The sequence below is a fragment of the Mycobacterium sp. NPDC049093 genome (assembly GCF_040704635.1).
Taxonomy (GTDB): domain Bacteria; phylum Actinomycetota; class Actinomycetes; order Mycobacteriales; family Mycobacteriaceae; genus Mycobacterium.
This window is the reverse complement of record NZ_JBEZJS010000006.1, coordinates 347,512-363,648: the sequence shown is the minus strand read 5'-3', so window position 1 is coordinate 363,648 and position 16,137 is coordinate 347,512. Positions and strand designations below refer to the sequence as shown.

At 66.6% G+C, this 16,137-nt stretch carries 15 protein-coding genes; 5 read left to right on the top strand and 10 right to left on the bottom strand.

Annotated features, from left to right (window positions below):
- Positions 1-99: 99 nt before the first annotated feature.
- Complete coding sequence (locus AB0876_RS24955; protein WP_526043193.1) at positions 100-927, top strand: universal stress protein; 828 nt, start codon at positions 100-102, stop codon at positions 925-927.
- 13 nt (positions 928-940) lie between these two features.
- On the opposite strand, the gene AB0876_RS24950 is transcribed toward AB0876_RS24955, so the two are convergent.
- From AB0876_RS24950 to AB0876_RS24925, 6 genes are read right to left on the bottom strand one after another with little or no spacing between them, the layout of a single operon-like run.
- Positions 941-1,681 (bottom strand): SDR family NAD(P)-dependent oxidoreductase, encoded by a 741-nt coding sequence (locus AB0876_RS24950; RefSeq protein WP_526043192.1) that lies wholly within the window; start codon positions 1,679-1,681, stop codon positions 941-943.
- A 3-nt stretch (positions 1,682-1,684) separates the two neighbouring features.
- Positions 1,685-3,259: a dipeptide ABC transporter ATP-binding protein gene (locus AB0876_RS24945; protein ID WP_526043191.1), complete on the bottom strand. Its 1,575-nt coding sequence runs from the start codon at positions 3,257-3,259 to the stop codon at positions 1,685-1,687.
- Positions 3,256-4,137: an ABC transporter permease gene (locus tag AB0876_RS24940; protein ID WP_526043190.1), complete on the bottom strand. Its 882-nt coding sequence runs from the start codon at positions 4,135-4,137 to the stop codon at positions 3,256-3,258. Before AB0876_RS24940 ends, AB0876_RS24945 begins: the two co-directional genes overlap by 4 nt.
- Positions 4,134-5,120 carry an ABC transporter permease gene (locus tag AB0876_RS24935; RefSeq protein ID WP_526043189.1) on the bottom strand — a complete coding sequence of 329 codons (987 nt, stop codon included), beginning with the start codon at positions 5,118-5,120 and terminating at the stop codon, positions 4,134-4,136. The genes AB0876_RS24940 and AB0876_RS24935 overlap by 4 nt, the downstream gene beginning before the upstream one ends.
- A complete protein-coding gene (locus tag AB0876_RS24930; RefSeq protein ID WP_526043284.1) occupies positions 5,117-6,640 on the bottom strand; it encodes an ABC transporter substrate-binding protein in 1,524 nt (507 codons plus the stop codon). Before AB0876_RS24930 ends, AB0876_RS24935 begins: the two co-directional genes overlap by 4 nt.
- 14 nt (positions 6,641-6,654) lie before the next feature.
- Positions 6,655-6,783: a hypothetical protein gene (locus AB0876_RS24925; RefSeq protein ID WP_526043188.1), complete on the bottom strand. Its 129-nt coding sequence runs from the start codon at positions 6,781-6,783 to the stop codon at positions 6,655-6,657.
- A gap of 5 nt (positions 6,784-6,788) precedes the next feature.
- On the opposite strand from AB0876_RS24925, the gene AB0876_RS24920 reads away from it, so the two are divergent.
- Positions 6,789-7,328 (top strand): hypothetical protein, encoded by a 540-nt coding sequence (locus tag AB0876_RS24920; RefSeq protein ID WP_526043187.1) that lies wholly within the window; start codon positions 6,789-6,791, stop codon positions 7,326-7,328.
- Positions 7,325-8,404: a DUF4185 domain-containing protein gene (locus AB0876_RS24915; RefSeq protein WP_526043186.1), complete on the top strand. Its 1,080-nt coding sequence runs from the start codon at positions 7,325-7,327 to the stop codon at positions 8,402-8,404. The genes AB0876_RS24920 and AB0876_RS24915 overlap by 4 nt, the downstream gene beginning before the upstream one ends.
- 4 nt (positions 8,405-8,408) lie before the next feature.
- Here AB0876_RS24915 and AB0876_RS24910 read toward each other — a convergent pair whose 3' ends face one another.
- A complete protein-coding gene (locus AB0876_RS24910; protein WP_526043185.1) occupies positions 8,409-9,155 on the bottom strand; it encodes an SDR family NAD(P)-dependent oxidoreductase in 747 nt (248 codons plus the stop codon).
- 161 nt (positions 9,156-9,316) lie between these two features.
- On the opposite strand from AB0876_RS24910, the gene AB0876_RS24905 reads away from it, so the two are divergent.
- Both AB0876_RS24905 and AB0876_RS24900 read left to right on the top strand, forming a co-directional pair.
- Positions 9,317-10,399, top strand: coding sequence for an NAD(P)H-dependent amine dehydrogenase family protein (locus AB0876_RS24905; RefSeq protein WP_526043184.1), 1,083 nt, complete (start codon positions 9,317-9,319; stop codon positions 10,397-10,399).
- A gap of 63 nt (positions 10,400-10,462) precedes the next feature.
- On the top strand, positions 10,463-12,298 hold the full coding sequence (locus AB0876_RS24900) for an Hsp70 family protein (protein ID WP_526043183.1): 1,836 nt from the start codon (positions 10,463-10,465) through the stop codon (positions 12,296-12,298).
- Positions 12,299-12,339: 41 nt separating this feature from the next.
- On the opposite strand, the gene AB0876_RS24895 is transcribed toward AB0876_RS24900, so the two are convergent.
- Genes AB0876_RS24895 through AB0876_RS24885 form a run of 3 tightly spaced genes read right to left on the bottom strand, consistent with a single transcriptional unit; the run spans position 12,340 to position 16,135 of the window.
- Positions 12,340-13,341, bottom strand: a complete 1,002-nt coding sequence (locus AB0876_RS24895; protein WP_526043182.1) for an FAD binding domain-containing protein — start codon at positions 13,339-13,341, stop codon at positions 12,340-12,342.
- Positions 13,338-13,877 (bottom strand): (2Fe-2S)-binding protein, encoded by a 540-nt coding sequence (locus AB0876_RS24890; protein ID WP_526043181.1) that lies wholly within the window; start codon positions 13,875-13,877, stop codon positions 13,338-13,340. The genes AB0876_RS24895 and AB0876_RS24890 overlap by 4 nt, the downstream gene beginning before the upstream one ends.
- 38 nt (positions 13,878-13,915) lie before the next feature.
- Positions 13,916-16,135, bottom strand: coding sequence for a xanthine dehydrogenase family protein molybdopterin-binding subunit (locus AB0876_RS24885; RefSeq protein WP_526043180.1), 2,220 nt, complete (start codon positions 16,133-16,135; stop codon positions 13,916-13,918).
- Positions 16,136-16,137 lie beyond the last annotated feature (2 nt).

Genomic DNA, 16,137 nt, shown 5'->3' with positions numbered 1-16,137 from the left:
TTTTCGGTCGGTGTGCAAACCCGATGGGTACTCCCACCGCCCTCTAGTCTGGGATCGGAGGCACGAACCGGACCGCACGAACGGAGCAAGGGGACCCACATGAAGGTAGTGCTCGGGTATGACGGGTCGCTGGTGGCCAACTCGGCGATCAACTGCGGTGCTGCGCTGTTCCCGGCAGCCGATGCGGTGGTCGTCTATCTGTGCACGCCACCGTTCGGCAGCAAGGGACTGCGGGCCCGGCTGCGGCACTCGGCACGCAATGTCGACGAGCTGATCGATCTCGTCGACAGTGAAAGCGAGGGTGAGGCTGCGCGACTGGTCGACACCGGCGTGATCCTCGCCCGGGCCGCCGGCTGGAATCCCGAGGCGTTGGTCAAGCGGACCTGGGCGGGAGAGGGCCTCGGGCTGGCGCAGGTGGCCGAACAGCTCGAGCCCGACGTGCTGATCGTCGGTGCCCGCGGCGCAGGCGCGAGCGACTCGAAGCTGGGCAGCGTCTCGGATCTGGTGGTCCACCACGCACCCCGCGCGGTGCTCGTGGTGTCGCAGAACATGATCTCGGCCGAATATGAGGCGGTGGCCGACGGGCCGGTCGTGGTGGGAGTCGACGGTTCGAAGGGTTCCGACCGGGCGCTGGCCACCGCCGGCGCGCTGTTCCCCGACCGCGAGGTGGTCTCGGTCGGGGTGGACGACGGTGGCGCGGTCGACGTGGCTACCGCCCAACCCGGGCACCGCGTGCCCAGGTTCCGCGGATCAGGCGCCGGCGCCACCGCCGATGCGCTCGTGGCCTTTGCCGAAGACCAACGGGCAAGCGTCGTGGTGGTGGGCTCGCGCGGACGGTCCGCGCTGAAGAAGGTGCTGTTGGGCAGCGTGGCTGCAGCGACGCTGCAGCGCACGTACCGGCCGGTCCTGGTGGTGCCGGGAGGCTAGGAGCCTTACCTGCTCATCCCGCTGTCTTGCCCGCGTCGACGATGTAGACCGCACCGTGCACGGCGGCCGCGTCGTCACTGGCCAGGAACGCGATGGTCTTGGCGACATCGGCCACGTCCATCATTCCGCGGGGCGCAGCGATCCTCATGATGAGATTCCAGTCGGCGTCCTCCGGGGCGGCGAACTCGGTGGTCTGTGGAGTGAGCATGCCGCCCGGGCACACCGCGTTGACGCGGAGGCGCTCCGAGGTGAACTCGATGGCCAGGGCGCGGGTGAGTCCGACGAGACCGTGCTTGGCGGCGCAGTACCCCGCCGAGTACACCTCACCCTCGATGCCCGCGATCGACGCGACGTTGACGATGTTGCCGCCGGCCTCCAGCAGATGCGGAAGTGCCGCCCGGCTCAGGAAGAACGGGCCGTTCAGGTTCACCGCGAGATCCTTGTCCCAGTCCTCGTCGGTCACCGACACCGTGTGGCGCATCTGGTGGAATCCCGCGACGTTGATCAGGGCGTCGAGACGGCCGAACTTCTCGACGCACTGGGCCACCGCGTCCCGGCAGGCTTCCGAGGAGGAGATGTCCACCGAGGCGTACGCGCCTCCGGACACATCCTCGAACACCGTGGCCATCCGTTCGGCGTCGCGGGCCACCCCGAACACCTTCGCGCCGCGCGCGGCGAACAACTGGGCCACTGCCGCGCCGAGTCCCGATGAGGCACCGGTGACGAGCGCGACCTTTCCATCCAGAGCAGTCATGGCTCACACCTTCTCACGCGGCCTGGCCGGCGGAACCGCGGCCAGCAGGGTCCGGGTGTAGGAGTGCTGCGGCGCCCTGAACAACTCGGCGGCCGGGCCGTATTCGACCACCTCGCCGGCCCGCATCACCAGCACGTCGTGGCACATGCGGTGCACCACCGCCAGGTCGTGCGCGATGAACAGATAGGTCAGACCCAGCTCACGCTGCAGCTCGGACAGCAGGTCGAGCACCCGTGACTGCACCGACACATCCAGCGATGCGGTGGACTCGTCGAGGATCAACAGATCCGGCTCGGTGGCCAGCGCACGGGCGATACTGACCCGCTGCCGCTGACCACCGGAGAGCTCGTGCGGATACCGAGATGCGAAATCCGTTGGTAATCCAACGAGTTCGAGGAGTTCTGCCACCCGCGCGGCGCGGGCACGCCGTCCTGCCGCCAACCGGTGCACCCGCAGCGGCTCACCGATCGCCGAGCTCACCCGGGCCCGTGGATCGAGTGAGGCGAACGGGTCCTGGAAGACCAGGCTGATCCGTCGGCGCAACTCACGCCCGCCGGCGAAGACGTCGTCGCCGGCCAGCGTCGCCGTGCCCGCCGACGGTGCCGCCAGTCCGGTCAGGGCGGCTGCCACCGTCGACTTGCCCGACCCTGATTCGCCCACGATGCCCAGCGTCGTCGCCCGTCGGATCTCGAAAGACACGTCCTTGACCGCCTGCACCGCGCCGTAGCGCACCTCAAGTCCCTTGGTCTGCAACAGAACCGGTGTATCGACGTCAGCCGGTTCGGGGCCGGGGCCGTCCACCAGGGGGCGGGCCGCCAGCAACTCACGGGTGTAGGCGTGCTGCGGATGATCGAAGACATCGAGGATCGGCGCCTGCTCGACAGCTTCGCCGTCACGCAGCACCGTCACCTCATCGGCCACCTGACCGATCACCCCGAGGTCGTGGCTGATCCACACCACCGCGGTGCCGAAATCCCGCTGCAGGTCCGCCACCAGCTCGATGATCTGGGCCTGGGTGGTCACATCGAGGGCGGTGGTGGGTTCGTCAGCGATGAGCAGTTCCGGATCGCAGGCCAGCGCGATCGCGATCATCACCCGCTGTCGTTGCCCGCCGGACAGCTGATGCGGGTAGGCATCGAGCCGGTCGTGGGGGAGTCCGACGGCATCAAGCAGCTCGCCGGCGCGGACACGGGACTGACGGCGGGTCATATTGCGATGTGTCTCAAGGGTTTCGGTGATCTGACGTGCCAGTGTCAGCAGGGGGTTCAGCGACGTTCCGGGATCCTGGAAGACGAACCCGATCCGGCTTCCGTGCACCGCCCGCAGGGCCCGGGCCGACGCCCCGACCAATTGGGTGCCACCGGTCAGCGTGCTGCTCCCGGCGACCACCGCGCCCGGTGCGTCCAACAGACCGGTGGCAGCCAGCACCGTCATCGACTTGCCGGACCCGGATTCTCCGACGATGCCGACGGTCTGCTCACGGTGCACGTCGAACGACACACCCCGCACGATCTCGCGGCGGCCGATCGCGACCCGGAGGTCGCTGACTTCCAGTACCGGTGAGGTCGGTGAAGTCACTGTCGACCCGCCCTTCTCGCCTCGATGGACGTTCGTTGCTTGGGGTCGAGGACATCTCGGAGACCATCACCGAACAGGTTGAACGCCAACACCATCACGAAGATCGCCGCACCCGGGAACACCGCCATCCACCAGGCCAGGGTGACGAATCCCTGGGCGTCGAAGATCATCCGGCCCAGCGAGGGCTGCGGTGGCTGGATACCCAACCCCAGGAACGACAGTGCGGCCTCGGCCAGGATTGCGAACGCCAGCGACAACGACAGTTGAACGATCAACGGCCCGGCGATATTCGGCAGGATGTGCCGAATCAGGATGTAGCCGTCTCCGGTACCCATACTCCTCGACACCGCGACAAACGGTTCCACCCGCACACCCAGCGCCGACGCCCGGGCCACGCGGGCGAAGATCGGAATGTAGACGATCCCGATGGCCAGCATGGTGGTGGTGATGCCGGGGCCGAGAACCGCCACGATCGCCAGGGCGAGCAGCAACACCGGAAACGCGAACATCACATCGACGATGCGCATGACCACGGTGTCGATCCAGCCCCCGCGGTAACCGGCGAGGACACCGATCAGCACGCCGATCACCGCGGCCAGCGTCACCGAGACCACCGCCACCCGAAGCGACGCCGCGATCGCCACCAGTACCCGCGAGAACACGTCGCGGCCGAGTTCATCGGTGCCGAACCAGTGTGCGGTGCCGGGGCCCTGCAACGCGCTGGGCACGTCGATGTCGTTGATCCCGTACGGCGCGATCCACGAGGCGGCGACGGCGACGATCAGCACGGCGAGCAGTACCGCGGCGCTGATCGCCGTCACCGGATTGGACAGCAACAGTCGCCACGAGGCGACGCGGGAATCCCGAGTTTCTGTCATGACAGCCGGATCCTCGGGTCGACGATCGCATACAGCACATCCACCAGCAGGTTGATCAACAGGAACAGCACCGCGATCAACAGGACCGCCCCCTGGATCACCGGATAATCCCGGGCGGCAACCGAATTGAACACCAGTCGACCCAAACCCGGCCAGGCGAACACCACTTCGACCACGATCACCCCACCCAGGATCGTGGCCAACTGGATTCCGGTGATGGTCAACACCGGCAGCAGCGCGTTGCGCACGATGTGACGGAACGTGACCACCGGCGGGGGCAAACCCTTCGACCGTGCGGTTCGGACATAGCCCATGGCCGCGACCTCCAGCACCGCCGAGCGCACATACCGGGTCATGATCGCGCCGGCCACCAGGCCCACGGTCAGTCCGGGCAGGATGATGTGGCGCAGCCAGCCGCCCGGATCCGCAAGCAGCGGGCGGTATCCCGAGGTGGGCAACCAGCCCAGCGTCGAGGCGAAGAGGCCGATCAGCAGGATGCCCAACCAGAAATCCGGGACCGACACGCCGAATTGGCTGGCGACCCGCACGATTCCGTCGCTGAGCCGACCTTCCCGCAGCGCCGAGAAGATCCCGGCGGGCAGCGCGATCACCAACGCGATGAGGATCCCGACCACGCCGAGGGACAACGTGGCCGGCAGCCGGTCGAGCAGGGTCAGCGAGACCGGGTCACCGTTGCGGAAACTGACGCCGAGATCGCCGGTCAGCGCCGAGCCGAGATAGGAGAAGAACTGCTCGACGATGGGCCGGTCCATACCGCTGGCGGCCCGCAGCGCGTCGTAGGCCTGCGGGGTGTAGCGGGTGCCGAGCGCGATCCGGACCGGATCGCCGGGCACCAGATGGACCAAGGCGAATACCACGATCAGCACGCCGATGAGCACCACCGCCGAGTACAGCAGCCGTCGGGCCAGGAACTCAGCGATCGGGTGGTCGGCACGGGCCTTGTTGAAAGCTGTCAGATTCACCGGGTTTCACCTTGATCCAGGTCGGCAGTGCGGAACCGGACGGCGCCGTCGCGGCGCACCTGATACCCCGACAGGTTGTTGGCCCAGGCCTGGATCACCGACGGGTTGTACAGGTAGATGTAGCTGGCCTCATCGGCGATCCGGGTTGCGGCCTTGGCATAGAGGTGTTTTCGTTTGGCGACATCGGTTTCGGTGCGGCCGGCATCCAATAGGTGGTCGACCTCGGGGTCGGAGAACTTCTGGGCATTGCTGGTGCCGTTCGTGTGGTGCTGGGCGTAGTAGAAGTCATCCGGGTCGATATTTCCGAGCCAGCCCATCATCAACATGTCGAAGTGTCCGGTGTTCTGTTCATCGAGCCAGGTGGCGAAGTCCACGGTGCGAATGTTCACCGTGATGCCAAGGGGTGCAAGGTTGTCGGCGATGATCTGGGCCGCCGTCACCGTCTCGGGGTACTCACTGGTTACCAGCATGTCCAGGTTGTGCGGTGCGGCGCCGGCTTCGGTGAGGAGCTTTCGCGCTTCTTCGACGGAGTAGCGATAGCGGTGGTAATCGGTGAACCACGGGCTGCCCTGCGGGATCGCCAGTTGATTGGTCTCGGCAGTGCGATAACTGGTGGCCGTGGCGATCGCGTCGCGGTCGATGCCGTACGCGATGGCCTGCCGCACCCGCGGGTCATTCCACGGTGCGCGGGCCTCGTTGAGTGCGAGGTACCAGTAGTCGTTGCCCGGTGTGACGGCCAGTGTCAGCGAATCGTCGTCACGCAGCTGGGCGACGCGCTGTGGCGGTACCGAATCCGTCCAGTCGACCTCGCCGGCCTGCAGCGCCGACAAGGCCGTCGTCGGCTCGGAGATGAACCGGAACGTCACCCCTGAAATCGGGGGAGGGCCGCCCCAGTAGTGCGGGTTGGCCTTCAGAGTGATGGAGTCACCGCTGCGGCGTCCGGCGAACGAGAACGGACCGGTGCCGACCGGATGGGTCGCGATCTGGCCGCTTTCGACATTGGACCGCTGCACGATCGCCATGCCCTTGAACCCGCCGAGATTGGTCAGCAGATTCGGCGTGGGCCGGCGGACCGTGATCCGGACGGTCGCGGGATCGAGCGCGGTGACACCGCTGATGGCACTGAATTTGTCGACGTTGGTCAGCTGCTCGTCGATGATGCGCCGGTACGAATACACCACGTCGTCGGCCGTCAGCGGGGTGCCGTCGTGCCAGCGGACGCCGTCGCGCAGGTGAAAGGTCCAGACCAGTTGGTCGTCGCTGACATCCCAGGACCGGGCCAGCGCGGGACGCATCTGCAGGTTCTCGTCCGGCTCGACCAGCGTGTCGAACACGTTCTCCAACACCTCGAACGAGAAGTAGGCGCTGGTGCGGTGCGGGTCGAGTTGATCGGGTTCCCCCGCGATGGCCGCGATGAGATTGCCCGCCGATTCGTCGCCGAGGTCCACCCGGCTGCCGGTGGAACACGCCGTCGAACAGGCAGCCAGCACGAATACCAGGACTGCTGCCAACGCTTTCACCGCTGGTCGTGTGGTCACGATTTCTCCAGGATCACCGCGGGCGATCCGCCACTGCGCTCACCCGCTGGGGCCGTCAGGCGGGTCCAGATTGACGCGTGTGGGCCCATACCGGTGACGACGCTGATGAAGACTGCGATACTCACCCATTGTGACCTTCAAGCGCACAGCGGCCGCGACCGCCCTGATGTCGGCCCTGGGAATCGGACTCAGCCTGGGGGTTGCAGTTCCTGCACAGGCCGAGCCCGTCATGCAGGGTGTCTACACCTACATGCAGGACGGCATGGACCCGCAGACGTTCACGGTGTACCCGTCGTGCGTCCCGGTGGTCGGCGATCTGCGTGAGCCGCTCGAACTGGCGGTGGCGTGCAGACTGCACGTTGCGACGCCCAAAGACCTCAAGGGCGGCGATGCCCGGCTGACGGGCGGACAGTGGGTCTATTCAACTGCGGTGCTCGAGGGCATCCAGTGCTCGGATGGCAGTTGGGCGCCGACCAACGAGACCTACAAGTTCGACGACATCGCCCTCACCGGCACCCGCAACGTTGCGAACAACGAAGCCTGCGGTGGCACGTTGGCGCCGGCGATCCACACCTTTCCGTTCACCTTGAAATACGATCGGCCGTTGCCGGTCCCAGTCGACCTCTATCCGCTGAATTGTCAGACCTGGGGCCTGCGCTTGTGCATGTGAGCGGTGCCGTCCCGTTGATCGACGGCAAGGTCGTCGACATCACCGGGCCGGGACGCACCGACCGGTTCGGGGTCACCGCCACCGATCTCGGCGCATCGATCATCGCCCCCAACGGCAAGTTGGTGTCGGTGTTCGGTGACACGTTCTCCGGCAGCCGCGTCGGGCAGGGCGACTGGCGTTCACCGGTGGTGCTGATCGGCACCGGCGACGCCAACCACGAGATCGTCTACGAATACGCCGGTGGGCCCGACCCCGCCTATGCGCGGCAACTGTGGGATTACCTCCACGACGACGAGGCGTCCGGGTGGCGGCGCGGCGGCATCAGCACCGTGATCCCGTCGGATCTGCTGCGCGTCGGCGACTCGCTGTACCTGCACGCGATCGTCAACCATGGCTTCGGCACGGTCATCTGGACCGAGATCTGGCGCTCCGACGACAGCGGGGTGTCCTGGACTCATATGGGGGAGCAGGCGAAATTCCCGGCAGATCTGCACGACGGTCATGCGCAATGCTGGTCCTGGGACTTCGACCCGCACGACGGCTGGGTGTACGTGGTGGCAACCGGATTTCAGCGCGACAAGGGCATCATCCTGATGCGGGTGCGGCCCGATCAGATCGGCCGGCGGTCGCAGTACTCCAGCTGGGGATTCGTCAACGGGCGCTGGCAGTGGGGAACCCAGGCCACCCCGATCACCCCGCCCGACGAGCACTGGGGTGAGCTGAGCTTCCGCCGCACCGCCCCCGGCCGATGGGTCCTCGGCGGATTCCTGGCGTCCTCATATGCGTTGGGCTACCGGGTGGTGTCCTCGCCGGTGGCCAACATGTACACCACCCCGGTTCAGACACCGATCACCGGATCGTCGTGGGATGCCGAGGACCAGGCGAACAGCAAGGTTGCCCAGCTGTACGGCGGCTACCTGCTGCCGGGCTCGCGCTTCGGCATCACCGGCGGTGTCGGGCTGGTGGTCTCTCAGTGGCGCACCGATACCGGATGGCCTTACCGCGCAATGCAATTCAAGTCCACGCTGAAGGACACGTCCAAGAAGCCGCAACGGCCCGACCCGATCAACCTGTGAGCGATCAGGCGGTGAAGCCGCCGTCCACGTTCCAGTTCGCCCCGGTGACGTAGCCCGACTCCGGGCCGGCCAGGAAACTCACCACGGCCGCGATGTCGCGGGTGTGCCCGTAGCGTCCCAGCGCGGTGGTCTGTCGCACGGCATCGGCGAATTCGCCTTCGTCAGGGTTCAAGTCGGTGGCGATCGGCCCTGGCTGCACGTTGTTGACGGTGATACCGCGAGGCCCCAGATCGCGTGCCAGGGCGCGGGTCAGGGAGGACACCGCCCCCTTGGTCATGGCGTACACGGCGGTCCCACCGGTGGGTACCCGGTCGGCGTTGATGCTGCCGATGTTGATGATCCGGGATCCCTCACCGAGATGGCTGACCGCGCTGCGGATGGCCGAGTACACCCCGCCGATGTTGATGGCGACCAGTCGGTCGAACTGCTCCTGCGGGAAGTCGTCGATCGGGGCCAGGTACGCGGTTCCGGCGTTGTTGACCAATACGTCCAATCCGCCGAGTGCACCCACCGCCTCTTCGACGGCACCGGACACCTGCGCCGGATCGGCGCTGTCAGCCTGGATCGCGACGACTTTCGCGCCGTCCGCGCTCAACTCGCCGACCAGTTTGTCGGCCTCGGCGGCGGAGGTCCCGTAGGTGAAGGCCACCGCGGCGCCGTCGGCGGCGAGCCGTCGCACGATTCCTGCGCCGATTCCGCGGGATCCGCCGGTCACCAGTGCGCGTCGTCCGGCCAGTGTGTTTGTGCTCATCGGAGTCCCTCTCGTCCTGAGTTCGAAGCTTGCGAAACCGATCGATTACTAAGGACATGCGGCCGCGCCATATCGATGCCCGGTGTGACTGGTATCACTGCGCGAACATCTGACGACGGGCTGGCCGGATCCCCCGCGGGGAGGTAGGTAGTACACCTAAGGTGAACGCCGTGACGAAACGAGTTGTGGTCTGGGGCACCGGGTTTGTGGGCAGCATGGTGATCGCCGAGATCATGCGGCATCCACTGTTCGAGCTGGTCGGCGTAGGGGTCAGCAATCCGGAGAAGGTGGGCCGCGACGTCGGCGAGATCTGTGGTCTGGGCGCTCCGATCGGCGTGGCCGCCACCGACGACATCGCTGCGCTGATCGCGCTGAAGCCCGATGCGCTGGTCCACTACGGTCCGACGGCGGCCCACGCCGACGTCAACATCGACGTCATCACCCGGTTCCTGCGGGCCGGTATCGACGTCTGTTCCACCGCGATGACCCCGTGGGTATGGCCCAAGATGCACCTCAACCCGCCCAACTGGATCGAGCCCATCACCGAGGCGTGCGAGGCAGGAGGGGCGTCGTGCTTCACCACCGGAATCGACCCCGGCTTCGCCAACGACCTGTTCCCGATGACCCTGATGGGTCTGTGCTCGGAGGTGCGCCAGGTGCGGGCCTCGGAACTGCTCGACTACACCAACTACACGGGCGACTACGAATTCGAGATGGGCATCGGCAAACCGCCTGAGCACCGCGCCCTGCTCGAAACCCCGGAGATTCTCATCTTCGCCTGGGGTGCAACGGTTCCGATGATCGCGCACGCCGCGGGGATCGAGCTCGACGAGATCACCACGACGTGGGACAAGTGGATCACCCCCGACGAACGCAAGTCGGCCAAGGGCATCATCCCGGCCGGCAACGTCGCCGCGGTGCGGTTCACGATCAACGGCGTCTATCGGCGCGAGACCCGGATCCAGCTCGAGCACGTCAACCGGATCGGCCTGGACGCCGCACCGGACTGGCCATCCGGAAACGACAACGACGTCTACCGCGTCGACATCGAAGGCACCCCGAGCATCTCCCAGGAGACCGCGTTCCGGTTCACCGACGGTTCGGGTCGTGATGCCGCTGCCGCGGGCTGCCTGGCGACCGGGCTGCGCGCGCTCAATGCCGTGCCCGCGGTAAATGAACATTTGCCCGGCTGGGTGACGCCACTGGATCTACCTTTGATTCCGGGGTTCGGCACCATTCGCTAGGTAACGCGCGCCGCGTCAAACGAGATGGAATACCGGATAGGGTCCTTCTCGAAACGGGGTGAAATGGCTGACGGGATCGGGTTGTCGATCGGATCGACGAACCTCACAGCGGTAGTGGTGGGCCGCGCCGCGGTGACGCGGTCGCCGGTGCTGACGCTCTTCGGCCACCGGGCTCCCGAAGTGGGGGTACCCAGCGAGAACCCCAACCTGAACGAACGCGGTCTGATCCTCACCGACTTCGTCGAGCGGGTGGGCGACCCGGTCGGAATGCTGGCCCCTGACGGCTCGTCGCACCGGGGCGAGACCGTGCTGGCCGATGCGCTGGCGGCGCTGCTGCGCACGCTGACCGGGGGACGCCCGCCGGCCGATCCGATCGCGGTCACCCATCCCGCGCATTGGCGGGCCAACCAGATCGAGGCGCTGCGCGCCGAGCTGGCCGCCCTCGGCGGGTTCGGTGATCCGGTTCTGGTGCCCGACGCGAAGCCGGCGCTGGTCGCACTGCAGGACAACCCCGGGGTGCCGACGCGGGGTGTGATCGCCGTATGTGACTTCGGCGGCAGCGGCACCAGCATCACCCTCGCCGACGCCGACCGCGGCTTTCAGCCGATCGCTCCGACGATCCGACATTCCGACCTGTCCGGCGACCTGATCGACCAGGGACTGCTCACCCACGTGGTGAACGACCTGTCTGCGGCCGGGACGATCGACCTGGCCAGCACCTCGGCGATCGGCTCGTTGGGTCGTCTACGCGCCGAATGCCGGCGGGCCAAGGAACGCCTGTCCACCGAATCCGTCACCGCTCTGGTCGCCGAACTTCCGGGCCATCGCAGCGACGTGCGGCTGAACCGCAACGAACTCGACGACGTGATCGCCCAACCACTGCGTGAGTTCATGTCGGTCCTGCAGGGTGCGATTGAACGCACCGGGCTGCGCCCCGGAGAACTCGTCGCGGTGGCGTCCACGGGCGGGGGCGCCCGGATCCCGGCAATCACGACGACGCTGTCCGAACATCTCCGCCTGCCGGTCATCACCGCGGCGCAGCCGGAGCTGACCCCGGCCATCGGTGGCGGTCTCATCGCGGTGCGCGGCACCGTGGAGGACGGGAAGACGGCCATGGCCCCGGCCTCCACCGCAGCGGCCCCGCCGACGCAGGCCGCGGCCCTGGTGGCGCCCGAGCCTCCGGCCGCGTCACAGGCACTGGCCTGGTCCGATGCCGAGAACGTGCCCGACGTCGCGCCGATCGATGACTACCGGGCAGAGGAGTACGGCGACGACTACGGGACCGACTTCGATACCGGGTTGGACGCCGCGGGCGGAGGACGGACCACGGCGCGACCGCAACTCGAGTTCGGTGAGCGGGAGCTGACCGAACGCGACGAGATCGCAGCCATGCCCTGGTATCGGCGGCCGCCGGTCCTCCTGGGCGCCGGCGCCGCGGCGGTGTTGGTCGGTGTTGTCGCGGTGTTGGTGAGCATCATGGGGAGTGACGAGCCCACCCGTCCGGCGTCCACCTCCAAGGCGGTCACGTCGAGCACGGCAGCTCCGGATGAGCAGGCGCCTGCCACGGCGGTCGACCAACCGGACAATGACCAGGCGCCGCAGACCGTCACTCGGGAGGCGCCGGCCCCCCACACCGTGACGCAGACGGTGGAACAGCCGGCACCCGAGGCCCCGCCGGTGACGGAGAACCCGCCGCCCGCCGAGACGCCGCCACCGCCGACGACCACGGAAGCGCCGCCGACGACGACGGAAGCTCCGCCCACCACCACGACACAACCGCCGACCACCACGCAGACGCCCACCACCACGCAGGCACCGTGGAGTCCGACCGCCCCGTATCCGACGATCCCCGGCCTGCCGTGGGTGCCGGCACCCGGCGGCGGTCACACCGGCGGCTGAGGCTCAGCGCGGACGCGACTCCAGCGTTTGACGGAGGCTCGTCAGACGCTGCCATCGATTCCTCGATCGACAGAGGCCAGGGTCAGGGCACGAACGATGCTGTGGCGGCCCAGATCGACCTTGAACGCGCTTTGCGTGAGCGGTTGGGCATCAGCCATCGCGATTGTTGCGGCGGTGTGGAACGCGTGCAGATCGGGTCGTTGGCCGATGAGGCTCGACTCAGCCTCATGCAGTCGCCATGGTGTGGCTGCTACCCCGCCCAAGGCGAGGGCGGCGCCGACGATTTCACCGTCCTCGACGTGTAGCCCGGCGGCGACGGAGACGAGCGCGAAGGCATAGCTGTGCCGGTCCCGCACCTTCAGGTACCAACAGTGATCGTTGAAACGAGACGGCGGTAGTTCGATCCCGAGGATCAGGTCGTGTGGTTGCAGCGTGTTGTCGATCTCGGGCGTCTGGCCCGGAAGCGCGAAGAACTCGCCGATCGGGATGTGGCGTCGTCCCGTCGAGTTCTGCACGTGCACGACCGCGTCCAGCATGGCCAGGGCCACTGCCAAGTCAGACGGGTGGATCGCCACGCAGTGCTCGCTGGCGCCGAAAATGGCGTGCTCGCGGTGGAATCCGTTGATTGCGGCGCAACCGCTCCCTGGTTTGCGCTTGTTGCACTCGGAGATCGCGGGCTGCATGAAGTAGGGACATCGGGTGCGCTGCAACAGATTTCCACCGGCGGTGGCCATGTTTCGCAACTGTGTGGTGGCTCCGCTGAGGATGGCGTGCGAGACGACCGGGTAGTAGGTGCGGATGAGGGGGTGGTTGGCCAGCGCGCTGTTGGTGACGCCGGCTTCGATGAACACCCCGCCGGTGTCGGTGGCGGTGATCGATGTCATCGCGAGTCGGCGAAGATCGATCAACGCGGAGGGCTGCTCGACGCCTGTCTTCATCAGGTCGAAGAGGTTCGTTCCGCCGGCGAAGTACGTGGCGCCGCGCGCGGCCGCGTCGATGGCGTCGTCAACGGATTCAGCGTGTCGAAAGTCGAAGGTCTTCATGCCGGCCCGCCGTGGGTGGCGCTTTCGATGGCGTCGACGATGTTGGCGTACGCACCGCAACGGCAGATGTTGCCTGCCATGCGTTCCCGAATTTCGACCTTGGTCAACCGCGGGCAGCCGGTCAGAACGTCGTTCCTGGTGCCATCGAAGGTCGCCATACTGAGATCGCCGCGCCGGTGCTCGGCCAGCATTGCGTGGGCCGACGAAATCTGTCCGGGAGTGCAGTAGCCGCACTGGAATCCATCGCAGTCGAGGAACGCTTGTTGCAGTGGGTGCAGGTCGTCGCCGTCGGCAATTCCTTCGATGGTGAGGACGTCGGATCCGTCGACCGATGCGGCCAGTGTCAGGCAGCTGACCACGCGCTCGCCGTTGACCGAGACCGTGCAGGCACCGCACAGGCCGTGGTCGCACCCCTTTTTGGTGCCGGTCAGATGTAGACGCTCCCGCAGTAGGTCGAGCAGGCTGGAACGCACGTCGACCGTGAGGCTGTGGGTTGTCCCGTTGATGCGCAGCCGCAGTTCGTACTGGTTGGTCACATTGGGTTCCGTTTCGGCGGAACAGATCTCGCTGTTGTTCACGACCCGGCTTTCGGGGACTGATAGGGCGCCATGAGATCCTCCAGAGTGATGGGCAGGTCACGTAGTCGTTTTCCGGTGGCGTGGTGAATGGCATTGGCGATGGCAGCCGGCACGCCGCAGGTGCCGATCTCACCGATGCCGCGCACGCCGATCGGATCCAGTGCGTAGTCGGGATGCTCGAGGAAGGAGATGTCGAATTCGGGGCGATCGGCATGCGTGGGCAGGTAGTACTCGCCGATCGGCAGCGCGGACGCCTCGTCGTAGGGAACATGTTCCATCAGTGCCATGCCGAGGCCAAAAGTGATGCCGCCCATCACCTGGCTGCGAGCCAGCTTCGGGTTGAGCACCCGACCGCAATCCATCACGGCCACCCACCGGACGACACTGGCCCGTCCGATGTCTTCGTCGACCTCGACCTCGCAGAAATGCGCGCCAAACGACTGAACCGCGTGTGTTTCCTGACCACCGCCATCACTACTGGTCGAGAAGCTCAACTGGTCGCGGTAAGCCGCCGCGGCAGCGGGGCTCAGGGCGGTGATGTGCACGGTCGCCGGATCGGCGCCGAAGTACGGCGAGCCACGGTCGGCGGTCAGAGCTGCGATGAAGCGGCGCTTCCATTCGACGCCGGCGGCGAACACGGCGGAGCCCACCGTGGCAGTCGTCTGTGATGCGCCGCTGTAGGGCGCTGAAGGGAACGACGAATCACCCGACATGAAGCTCAGCCGGTCCATGGCGAGGCCGGTCGCGTCGGCGGCCACCTGCGTCATCACGGTGCGTACACCAGTGCCGATCTCATGGGTAGCCGAGGAGAAGTGCACGAATCCGTCTGCGTCGGTGTCCACTCGACATCCGGCCGGCATTCGGCGCCCGGGATAGGTCGCGGTGGCCATTCCCCAACCGATTTGGACTCCTCGGCGCCGTACGGTTCGGGGCGCCGCCGGGCGATCGTGCCACCCGAATCGTTGTGCACCGACCTCATAACACTGCAACAGATGCTTACCCGACCAGGGCTTCCCACTGGCCTGGTCGATCTCGGCGTGGTTGCGGATACGGAGCTCCAACGGATCGACTCCGCTGCGCTGGGCAAGCTCGTCAATGGCCACTTCGAGGGCGAACAATCCCGGCGCTTCACCGGGGCCACGCATGAAGCACGGCGTGGGGGCGTGGATACGGGCCGTGCGGTGCGACACCACCAGGTGCGGTGAGGCGTAGAGGAACCTGGTGGAAATGCCTGCGGGCTCACAGAAGTGGGCCACGGTGGAAGTCTCGGTCACGGTGTGATGTTCGGTGCTGAGAATCCGGCCACCCTGATCGGCGATCAGGGTCACGTCTTGTTCTGTGCGCGGGCGATGTCCGGTGGAGGTGAACATCTGGTCGCGCGTGAGCACCAGCTTGACGGGCCGGCCGACGGCTCGGCTGGCGACAGCGCACAGGACGACGTGCATCCACAGGAAGCTCTTGGACCCGAACGCGCCACCCACCAATGGTGAAAGGATGCGGATCCGTTCCTCAGGCATGCCCAGATACGCTGCCAGCGTAGCTTTTTCGCCCGCAATCCATCGGGTGCTGTCGTGGACGGTCAGGTGATCACCGTCCCACTGGGCGATGGTCGACGACAGCTCGATCGGGTAATGCGCATTCGTCGGGGTCGTGTAGCGAGCATCGACACGGTTGGCCGCGGTGCCCTGGCGAGGTGTTTCGCCACGACGGTCCTGCAGTTTCTCTTCTTCGAGTTTCACGAAGTGGTCCGGAAGATAGCTCCCGTGGCGGATCTGGCCGCCCTTCTCATCCGGGGCGGTCGGCTGCTCGAGCACTGCGCGGGCCGTCATCTGCGCCGGTAACTCCTCGTAGTCCACGACGAACTGAGATGCCGCCTCCGTAGCGTTCTCCAGTGAGTCGGCGACCACCACTGCCAGATGCTGACCGACGTACTGCACGGTCAGATCAGACAGCGGCGGACGCCGCTCCAACGGCAGGTCAAAGGTGAGTTCGCGCGGTAACTGCTGTAGCGCAGGGCAATTCAGCGGAGTGAGGACCTGCAGGACACCAGGTTCTCGGCCGACTCGGTCCGCGGTGTGGCGCAGCGATTCCTCGATGACATGCCCGTGCGGGATCTGCGTCTGCGCCAGCACCGCGTACACCAAGCCGGGGATGACAACATCGGCGGTGTAGTGCGCCTGCCCGGTCACCTTGTCGACTCCTTCGACACGGCTCACCG